General features: G+C 43.8%; 8 protein-coding genes and 1 pseudogene. 4 read left to right on the forward strand and 5 right to left on the reverse strand.

The window, feature by feature from the left end; all coding sequences use genetic code 11:
* Nucleotides 1-327 precede the first annotated feature (327 nt).
* Complete coding sequence (locus tag QOS07_RS09625) at nt 328-489, reverse strand: hypothetical protein (RefSeq protein WP_408613365.1); 162 nt, start codon at nt 487-489, stop codon at nt 328-330.
* Between the two features lie 36 nt (nt 490-525).
* Nucleotides 526-867: pseudogene (locus QOS07_RS09630) on the reverse strand (glycine betaine ABC transporter substrate-binding protein).
* 320 nt (nt 868-1,187) lie between these two features.
* Between QOS07_RS09630 and QOS07_RS08835 the strand changes: the two are divergent.
* Nucleotides 1,188-1,643: an Rrf2 family transcriptional regulator gene (locus QOS07_RS08835; protein WP_283588586.1), complete on the forward strand. Its 456-nt coding sequence runs from the start codon at nt 1,188-1,190 to the stop codon at nt 1,641-1,643.
* Nucleotides 1,644-1,647: 4 nt separating this feature from the next.
* A complete protein-coding gene (locus QOS07_RS08840; RefSeq protein WP_283588587.1) occupies nt 1,648-2,508 on the forward strand; it encodes an NmrA family NAD(P)-binding protein in 861 nt (286 codons plus the stop codon).
* Between the two features lie 281 nt (nt 2,509-2,789).
* Here QOS07_RS08840 and QOS07_RS08845 read toward each other — a convergent pair whose 3' ends face one another.
* Complete coding sequence (locus QOS07_RS08845) at nt 2,790-5,306, reverse strand: excinuclease ABC subunit UvrA (protein ID WP_283588588.1); 2,517 nt, start codon at nt 5,304-5,306, stop codon at nt 2,790-2,792.
* Between the two features lie 114 nt (nt 5,307-5,420).
* Here QOS07_RS08845 and QOS07_RS08850 point away from each other — a divergent pair, with 114 nt between their 5' ends.
* On the forward strand, nt 5,421-5,813 hold the full coding sequence (locus QOS07_RS08850; protein ID WP_283588589.1) for a VOC family protein: 393 nt from the start codon (nt 5,421-5,423) through the stop codon (nt 5,811-5,813).
* Between the two features lie 88 nt (nt 5,814-5,901).
* On the opposite strand, the gene QOS07_RS08855 is transcribed toward QOS07_RS08850, so the two are convergent.
* Complete coding sequence (locus QOS07_RS08855; protein ID WP_283588590.1) at nt 5,902-6,741, reverse strand: YdcF family protein; 840 nt, start codon at nt 6,739-6,741, stop codon at nt 5,902-5,904.
* Nucleotides 6,742-6,752: 11 nt separating this feature from the next.
* Nucleotides 6,753-8,477 carry an ABC1 kinase family protein gene (locus QOS07_RS08860; protein ID WP_283588591.1) on the reverse strand — a complete coding sequence of 575 codons (1,725 nt, stop codon included), beginning with the start codon at nt 8,475-8,477 and terminating at the stop codon, nt 6,753-6,755.
* Between the two features lie 131 nt (nt 8,478-8,608).
* On the opposite strand from QOS07_RS08860, the gene QOS07_RS08865 reads away from it, so the two are divergent.
* On the forward strand, nt 8,609-9,979 hold the full coding sequence (locus QOS07_RS08865) for a hemolysin family protein (protein ID WP_283588592.1): 1,371 nt from the start codon (nt 8,609-8,611) through the stop codon (nt 9,977-9,979).
* Nucleotides 9,980-10,061: the final 82 nt, after the last annotated feature.

Raw genomic sequence — 10,061 nt, forward strand, 5'->3', positions numbered from 1 at the left:
GCTTTGGTCGTTAAACATATTCTACCCGCTATGGGTTTATTTTTTTAAATCTGTTGCACTTAGATTGTAAATACTCACTAAACAAAAAAAGCCGTCTTGTGGTTGCTTAATTGTTTAACACAATTACTTTACCAATGCTGTGGCTGCTTTCTAGAAAACGGTGAGCTGCTGGCATTTGATTTAATTAAAAACTTCGTTGGTTTGACGGTAACTTGATTTTTCTCAATCACTGCTAGGAAATCATTTAATTTTTGGTTATCAACATTAGCAGAATAGAAACTGGTTAAGTAGCTATTGGGTGCTAGATTTGTGATCGGATCAAAGTCTTCAAGGTACCACTAAAAAGGTAAATTTGCTGGTTGCTAGCTGACCATCAGTCGTTGAGACGGGTGCTGCGTCACCCTTTTCTTCCGACATAATCATGTATTTCAAGCTATCATCGTAATCCTTGTGGGATTTAAAATTGAACTTACCATCCTTCTTGTTCATCCCCAGCAAGGCATCAGCCCGTTTGTCGAACTCCCCCTATGATACAAACCGAATCTTGCCAGCGTTTTTTTGCAGGTCGCTCAAATTTCTAATACCGTATTTACGGGCGATACTCGTCCGCATTCCGATCCCTTGCCGGTTACGTACTTGAAGGTAACCAAACCATCTTTTTTAACGCCTCAGCTAGCAATTCTTGCCATTTGATTGGCCGTTTTGCCACTGCCGTTCTTTTTTTAAGTAGGTCTCGACAATGGTACCGGTATATTCCGGATAGACGTCAATTTGACCAGTCTTGACTACTCGGTAAACAACTGAATTCGCAATGTTGGGTTTACGGATTACCTTGTAACCCGCATGCTCTAATGCAATTGCATAAATTTCACTACTGTTTTACTTTCAGAAAAACTCTTTGACCCAACGATGATTGGCTTAGAAGAACCAGCCGAAGCTGTTGCAGGTAAAATAAGGCTAATTGACAAAACTAATGCCAGTGCAATTAACACTTGAAATCTTCTTTTGATTGTTAATCGCCACTCTTTTTCAGTAACTTTATTAGTTTCAAGTAAATATGATTTAACAGGAACGAGATATCGCAAGGTTAGCGAAAATGTCGATCTAATTGCTTAGTAAATAGTAAACGCTTGTTGAAAATACGTAACATTTAGAGTTACAATACTATTTAAGAAAGGATGATTGAAATGCGAATTTCAACCCGCTTTAGTGATAGCATCCATATTCTGGCTTTTATCTCTATTTATAAGGGAAAGGTCCCATTGACTAGTGAAAACATCGCGGGAAGTGTTGAAACTTCGCCGGTCGTGGTTCGACGCTTAATGAGTGCACTGCGAAAATCTGGACTGATCAAAACGGTTCACGGCTCTGCCGACCCTCACTTGGCGCTTCCTGCGGAGAAAATATCACTGTATGATGTCTACCTAGCCGTCGAGGGCTCGGACAAGCACCTCTTTACCATCGACGAAAAGACCGCACCAGAATGCATTGTTGGTGGTAATATTCAATCGACACTCGCTAGCTATTACCATGAGGCTGAGATTGCCGCTGAATCTAAACTAGTTTCGATTAAACTCAAGGATGTCATTGACACTATTTTGGTCAAGCAGGCACAAAAGGAAGCTATTCAACGAAAGGAATAAGATTATGAAATACATGATTACTGGAGCAACCGGTCACCTTGGACAAAAGGTTGTTGCCGAGTTAAATAAGCTGGTACCAAGTCGTGACATTCGGCTTGGCGTTCATACCCCGAAAAAGGCAGCCAATTTGGTGGCAGCGGGATTTGATGTTGCCGCAATTGATTATGCTGATACTGAAACGCTTATTCAGGCATTTGCCGGAGTCGATGTTTTGATTTACATCCCCAGCCTTACCTATGAAGTCCAGGGACGGATCAATGAATTTGAAAATACCCTTACCGCAATGGAAAAGGATCGGGTTAAAACAATTGTTGACGTTAGCTTTTTTGCTGACCAATACAATAATCCATTTCAAATGGCAGGTTACTATGCTTACTTGCCGGCGCGGCTAGCCAGCAGCCATTTTCAGTACGCGGTGGTCAAGAATAGCCTCTACGCCGACCCACTAGTTCCGTACTTACCGGAATTAATTGAACGGCACAACGTTATCTACCCGATTGGCGACCAGCAAATGTCATTTATTAGTCGCCAGGACAGTGCAGAAGCGATTGCTAAAGTGGCGGTTAAGGAATACCTGCGAGATCATGGTCAAAATTACCTTCTGACGATGAAACAAAATTACAGTATGGATGAGTTAGCCCAGATAATGTCGCAAGTAACTGGTAAGAAGATCGGGTACGTGCCGGTATCACTCCAAGAATTTGCGGATATTTATCGTTCCGAGGGGGATGGCGATGAACTCGCATCAATGTACAAGGCTGCGGCAATGGGATTAATGAATGACGTAACCGATGACTTTCAGCACATTACCGGGCATGAGCCACAGGGAATGCGGGACTTCTTAAAGGAAAATTATCATGCATAGGAACCGTCTTCCTGTGATTTTTGAATAAAACTTTTCCGCTATTTCTTTGTGAGTTTTGGAAATACATAGGAGCTGTGACACAACCCCGGTTAGGGCCTGCGACACGAAGTTAGCCTATTTGGTATGGCTAGTCGTTAGCACGGAACGGGCTAGCGATTGTCCGTAGCTAGACACTAAGGCCCTGGGTTGTGGCACGCGATATCTTTGTAATATTCGGAACTAAAACAAGGGGGCGTGACAGAATTGAGTTTGTCACGCCCTCTTATACTTTATACAGCTTTTCAATTAAACCGATGAACATATTCAGCAAGGTACTTCGTCGTTAAACTCGTCGGTTGCTTTGCCAGTTCTAGTGGCTGACCACTGGCTACGATTTGGCCACCGTTTTTGCCCCCACGTGGCCCCAGGTCGAGCAGGTAGTCGGCATTAACAATTAAGTTGAGGTCGTGGGTGATTGTCACAATAGTCGCGCCACGGTCAATTAATTGCTGCATTACTCCCAGTAAGGTCTTAACATCTAACGGGTGTAGCCCAATCGTTGGTTCATCAAAAACAAAGAGAGTAGTTCCCTGGTTTCGGTTTAAGTGCTTTACTAGCTTCAACCGTTGTGCCTCCCCGCCAGACAACGATGGCGTACTTTCGCCAAGGTGAAGGTAAGCTAAGCCGACTTCTTGCAAGAGCTTCAACTCGCGTTCAATCTTCGGAACATCCTTGAATACTTTCAATGCTGCCCGGACATCAAGTTTTAATAAGTCGACGATTGAATAACCGTGCCACTTAACCTCCTGGATTTCCTGACAGTAGCGGTCACCATTACAGTCAGGACAAACTTGCTGCATGTCTGGCAAGAATTGAATGTCCAGCGTCACAACCCCGGTACCGCCACAAGTTGCGCAACCGCCCTGCTTATTATTGTATGAGAAATAGCTAGCAGTATAGTGGCGTTCCTTCGCCAATGGTTGAGCCGCAAACAGCTTTCGTAAGTTATCCATAATGCTGGTATAAGTAGCAACCGTTGACCGAGTCGTTTTGCCAATTGGCGCTGCATCAACACTGACCACATCTTTAATTGGTGTCGATAACGATGTCACTTGTGCCGGCAGTTTCTTTCCCTTATTTTGCGCAACAATCGCCGGTACCAAGCTGTCGAGAATTAAGCTAGTCTTACCCGCGCCAGAAAATCCTGTAATTGCACTAAGCCGGTTGACTGGTAACTGTGACTCAATTTTTTCAATGTTGTAATAATCATTAACCGTAAATTCAATTTGCTTTTTAGCCTGGTCACAAGCAACAGGCCGCGCCATTAACTTGGCCGTTCCATTTAAATATGGGCCAATTTTTGAATGGGGGTTCTTGGCAATCGCAGTTGGTGTTCCGGTAGCAAGGACGTGTCCACCTTCCTCCCCCGAGCCAGGGCCAATTTCAATAATCCAGTCAGCCGCTTTGATGATATCAACATTATGGTCAACAACAACTAGTGAATTACCCTGCGCAACTAGTTCATGAAAAACGCCAAGCAAACCGTTGATATTATCGGGGTGCAAACCGATTGAAGGCTCATCAAGAATGTACAAAACACCGGTAGTCTGTGTGCGTAAAGTCCGGGCAAGTTGGATCCGTTGCAACTCACCAGTTGAGAGCGAATTACCATTCCGGGAAAGAGTCAAGTAATCGAGTCCTAATTCTAGCAACGGCCGAAGATTGTCGTCAAACTCCTTGAAGAGTGAATTGGCCATCGTGCCCATCTCATCCGGGAGCGTCGCCAACACATCATCCTTCCATGCTTTTAGATCTCCTAGTGACAGGTTTGACACCTGGGCAATGTTAAGGCCGCCCGCTTCCTGTCTTAGTAGTTCCGGCTTTAAGCGGGTACCATGGCAAACCGGGCAAGTGGAATAAGTAAAGAATTCGCTAATCCGTTTCTGTGAACGCTCACTCTTGCTAGTCTTTGCAGAACGTAAAACTGCCTGGTGTGCATTTTCATAAAGGGCGTTAAAATCATGAAATACCCGGCCAGTTCCCGAACGGAAGTCCATTTTGAACTTTTTCATTTGACCATTGAGGACAAAATCCTTTTCCTTTGGTGTCAACTCCCTGTATGGAACATTAATCCGTACGCCCGCTTGTTCGGCCACGTTAGGCATGAAATTACGTCCTGGCAAGTGCCATGCCGCCACCGCGCCCTCCGCAAGCGTTAAGTTTTCATCACCAATTAATTTATCATCATCGACTTGGCGAACTTTACCGGTTCCTTGGCAGTTTTCGCAGGCACCGGTGGAGTTAAAGGCAAAGTCTTCCGCACTAAAGGCCATAAACTTTGCACCACACACTGGACAAGTAATCATCCCCATGTCATCGCCAGATTTACTCATCGCTTCCGCAATTTCTAAACTTGGCTTGACCCGGTGACCATTAGGACAAACCGGTGAGCCCAGGCGGGAAAAAATCAACCGAATAACGTTAAAAATTTCACTCATGGTTCCGACGGTTGCTCGTTCTGATGGAACTGATGGTCGCTGCCGAAGTGCCAGTGCTGACGGGATATGTTTAACACTCGTCACCTCTGCTTGAGCTCCAAGCTTAATCCGTCGCCGCGTATAAGTAGACAGTGCCTCAAGATAGCGCCGAGACCCTTCTTCGTAAAGAATCCCCATTGCTAACGAACTTTTGCCGGATCCAGACAGGCCAGAAATCGCAACAAATTGGTGTAGCGGAATATTAAGGTCGATGTTTTTAAGGTTATGGACCCGCGCCCCACGTACTTCAATTTGGTCCGGAATTGCTACTGAATGTACCAAATTAATACTTCCTTTCGGTGGATTTACTGTTTAAAATCTTACGCTTCTAAATTGGGTTTGCCAATTTTTAAGCCTCCAGCGTATAATAATTAGCGAGAAAAGAGGAATCAGAAAATGAAGATGAGAAGAATCGACCATATTGTGTTAACGGTTAGCGATCTTGAGGAATCAATGCGCTTCTACCACGAAGTTTTTGATATGCCGGTAATTGACGCTCAATCAAATGACCACCTGATCACCCTACGCTGTGGCCACCAACTGATTCGGTTACAAAAGGCGGACCGGCCTACTGATCTGAAGGCAGCCAAGCCAACGGTAGCGTCAGCTGACTTCTGTATGGTTTCTGGTGACAAGCTTGAGGACATAATCCACCACCTCAAGAGTTACTACGTTGAGATCATTAAGGGGCCAATCGAAAAGCATGGTTCTGAAGGAACAATGACCTCGATTTACGTAAATGATCCCGACAAAAACCTGGTTGAGATTTCGGTATATAAGGATAAGTAAGGCACCAGCCATTGGTAAGGCTAAAAAAGAGACCAGGGAGAAAATTCATTTCTCCCCAGTCTCTTTTTGTTTGCTGTACCGATAAAACCTATATAAATAGAATTTCTGCAACGATCAATTCACAAATTAAGAGGATGATTGCAATGTAACGGTGGTCACGAATGTTGCCAAGATAGTCACGAACTACAGTTAGCGGTTGGTACCGCCATGAAGTTGGTGCTGCCGCAAAGAATACGTTTAACCCCAACTGGCAAGCATAACTACGGGCGCGTAAAACATGAAATGAACTGGTGACGACGATAATTTGCGGCGCAGATGGGCCCGGCCAATCGGCAGCAATTAATTCCATGCAATTTTGTAGATTCTGCCAGGTATTCATTGCCCGGTCCTCATACATTATCTGATTACTTTCGATACCCTGTTTGAGCAGGTACTCGCCCATTGCCTGTGCCTCTGACACGTGGTCGTTATGAACATAACCACCTGAGACGATTATTTGGGGCTGCCTATTTGACCGGCATAATTTCACGGCATAATCTAACCGGGCGGCCAATACTGGCGGTACCTTGCCATTGTTTAACCCGGCACCAAGAACAATTAAGTAGTCCAAATCATTTGGCACCTTTTGCATCCGAAAGGTCCAGATGACGGCAATAAAAATAATCAATCCAGCAGTCGCAAGCAGGTCGGTAACCGTCGCTAATAACCAGATTTGTCGGCACCACCAAAATGCCGGTTTTCCGCCCAGATAAAACAATACGGGTAAGCATACCACTAAGTTGGCCCACATTAGAAAAGCAGTCCAAAAATTGTATTTAAGGATGGCCGCTTGGTTTTGAAAACGGCGAATTAGTATTAGGTAAATGGCAATGGCCCACGTCAATAAAGTTAACAGTGACGTCAGCAAGATAACAACATTACTACTCACAATTAGCCTTCTTACTTATTTTTATTTTGCCATTGCTTGAAGCGATGAATGAGTTCACTAATTACCAAGACAATAATTATCCCCACCGAAACTGCATATCCACCAACACCAAGCCGGTAGATGTGTGGGTGTTGAGCACTATTTTCAACAAGCATTGATGATCCAAGAATGATTGCGGCCAAAATAATTACAACTAGGAGCCGGTTCGTAATCCGCTCTACTTGCTTTAGCAATTTTTCCTGACCCTCATAACGGAACTTAACCTCAACATCGCCGTTATTAATGGTGTCTAGTGCCGTATCAACCTTTTCCGGAAGCTGACTGACGGACTCAAGACTAGCCAAGCTCTTGAATAAGCCATCATCAACCAGGTCCCGCGCTTTTAATTTGCGCTTTAGATAGGCCAAACCGAATGGCCGGGCAACGGCCATCATTGAAATATCAGGATCAAGCTTGGCAACTGTTGATTCTAGTGTTCCAAAGGCTTTTATCAACAAAGTTACTTCCGGTTTAATCTGGAGGTTATTCTCCTGACATAGCTGGACCACCCGGTAAAGCATGTTTGAAAAGTCAATTTGACCAAGACCCTCCGCCATGTACGGCCGTAGAAAAGAACCTAACTGCTTGGTAAATTGCAGTTCGTTTAGTTCCCCTGTCTGGTTGCAAATCCCTAATACTGCCTGGCCAATCCGATGGGCATTCTTACTGGTTAATGCAAGGATTACTTCAGCAATACCATCTGCCATTACTGGCGTTAACCGTCCCATCATTCCAAAGTCCAAATAAATTAGCCGGTATGGTGGTAGCGCTTCTTGGCGTTGATAGGCAAACTGAGCTTGTCCTAGCGACTTGTTAACCTGCTTTGTCGTCGTCAGTTCACCTACTGGTGCCGTAGTAAATAAAATATTCCCTGGGTGCGGGTCGGCATGGAAAAAATGGTCAACGAAGACCTGCTTCATAAAATTACGCACTAACGCTTCGGCAAGATACTTATTCCGTTCTTGGTTTTCCTCTGTCTTTTTCTGATCAAAGAGCTTCCGAATGCTCTCGCCCGTCATTGCCTGATTAACTAAAACCTGCGGAGCACAATCCTCTGTGTAGACTTGCGGCACAACAAAAATTCCGTCACCGTTATTTAGGCGGTAGAATTCCTCACCATTTTTTGCCTCGTTCATGGTATTAATTTCATTTAACAATGAACTTCCAAGTTCGTCCAGTGTCCGGTCTAGGTCAACTACCATCTGTCCCGTGGGCACGTACTTAATTAACTTTACTGCCTGACGGAGCAATGCTAAGTCGGTATTAACCAGTTTAGTAACCGTCGGATGTTGGACTTTAACAACTACTGGTGTCCCATCATGTAAAGCAGCATGGTGAACCTGCCCAATTGAAGCAGAGGCAAAGGGCTCCTCATCAAAGTGCGCGAAAACATCACTTAGTTCTTTCCACGTTGCCTCCTCAAAAGTAGCTTTAACGCTTGAAAAAGGATCGGCATTAACCTGGTCCTGAAGTTTACGGAGTGCTTTCACATAGTCCGGTGAAACAAGGTCTGGCCTGGTTGATAATATCTGGCCCATCTTAATAAAGGTTGGTCCAAGTTCCTGTAGTGCGGCACAGACCTCTTCCGGATTTTTTTGCCGGTAAAAGTTTGAAATAAAATGGTATTTGCGCATTATCCCCATAATTTCCTTCAACCGGGTACTCTTTTTTATTGCTTGTTGCTGGTCAATGGCCATTTAATTCACCCTCACGTTAGTAATTATCACAATTTTACCGCACTTTTTTACCAAATAGTTGGTCAGTTAAAAAGTAAATTGATACAATAGACATGAAATTAATAATGAAAGACTAGGTGAATTAATAATATATGGATGCTTTATGGTCATCATATTGGTTTAGATTAGTTGTTATTATCTTAATCCTATTGTTAGCTGCCCTCTTTACGCTGTTGGAATATTCAGTTGTTAAGGTGCGCCCAAGTGAATTAAAGGAACTGCGGCAAACCAGAAAAGTTAAGCGTGCGGAACACATGGTTAACAACCTAAACGAGTACCTTTCGACTGCCCAGGTTGGTGTTACCATGACTTCCCTGATCTTAGGGTGGATTGGTGATGAATTTATTACCGACTTACTGTTGAAGATTCACTTAATTCCAGAAGATGTGTTAAAACCTTTAGCACCAGTTATCGGTGTCTTAATTTTTACCTTCTTCCACGCTGTCTTCACTGATCTGGTACCAAAGAACATGGCAATTGACCGGCCAGTACCGATCTTGCTTGCAATTGTTCACCCAATTCAATTTTTCCACACAATCTTCTACCCATTCGTATGGCTATTTGCTGTTGCAGCGGCCGGAATCACTAAGATGCTTGGTTTCAATGTTCAGCCAGAAGAAGATACTTATTCACAAAATGAAATCATGACCCTTTCTCAGCAATCAGAAAAGGCCGGTGAAATGGATAAAGAGGACGTCCTCTTCATGCGGCGGGCCTTCGAAATGAACGACAAGGTCGCGGAAGACATTATGATTGACCGGACCCAGTTGGCAGTAATTGATATCCAGGCTTCAATTGAAGATGCAGCAAAGTTATACTTCGAAAAGAAGTTTACCCGGTTCCCAGTTGTTGCTAATAACGATAAGGACCACATTCTCGGTTATATTTTTGCCTATGATATTATGCGGCAAAACCAAATTAACCCACAGCAATCTATTCGGACGATCATGCGGCGGATCCCAATTGTTTATGAGAGTGAACCAATTACTAATGTTTTACAGACGATGGTTAAGAAGCAAGTGCCAATTGTTGTCGTTCAAGACGAATATGGTGGTACATCGGGGATTGTTACGGATAAGGATATCTACGAAGAATTATTTGGGACTGTCGGCGAAGAAATTGACCACGCCACCTCAGATATGATTGAAAAGAAGGACCCCGATGCAAAAGGTAATCCTACTTACGAGGTTTCTGGGAAGATGCCACTGGATGACTTTGAACGGTACTTCGACACCAAGATTGATCAATTTGAAAAGTCTGAAGTGACAACCTTAACCGGGTTCTTCTTGGAACGCCAATACGATTTGAAGGTGGGAACACCAATTAGAGTCGACAACTTCTCATTTACGCCACTTGAACTCCAAAACGCTTATGTTAACAAGTTTAAGGTTGTTTATATTAAGCCAAAGAAGAAGTCAGCCAAAACTGAAAACGAAGAAGATAGTTCAGAAAATAAAGATTAATTAAAAAGAGGCTGGGAAAAAACTCCTAGTCCAAAATAAAAACCGGATGATGAATTTTTTGAACAATTCATCATCCGGTTTT

It is taken from the genome of Limosilactobacillus viscerum, from assembly GCF_947387525.1.
In the GTDB taxonomy this organism is placed as follows: domain Bacteria; phylum Bacillota; class Bacilli; order Lactobacillales; family Lactobacillaceae; genus Limosilactobacillus; species Limosilactobacillus viscerum.

Coding starts and splice junctions, on each gene's coding strand:
- QOS07_RS09625 (WP_408613365.1), bottom strand. CDS start 489: ATGAACAAGAAGGATGGTAAGTTCAATTTTAAATCCCACAAGGATTAC.
- QOS07_RS08835 (WP_283588586.1), top strand. CDS start 1,188: ATGCGAATTTCAACCCGCTTTAGTGATAGCATCCATATTCTGGCTTTT.
- QOS07_RS08840 (WP_283588587.1), top strand. CDS start 1,648: ATGAAATACATGATTACTGGAGCAACCGGTCACCTTGGACAAAAGGTT.
- QOS07_RS08850 (WP_283588589.1), top strand. CDS start 5,421: ATGAAGATGAGAAGAATCGACCATATTGTGTTAACGGTTAGCGATCTT.
- QOS07_RS08860 (WP_283588591.1), bottom strand. CDS start 8,477: ATGGCCATTGACCAGCAACAAGCAATAAAAAAGAGTACCCGGTTGAAG.
- QOS07_RS08865 (WP_283588592.1), top strand. CDS start 8,609: ATGGATGCTTTATGGTCATCATATTGGTTTAGATTAGTTGTTATTATC.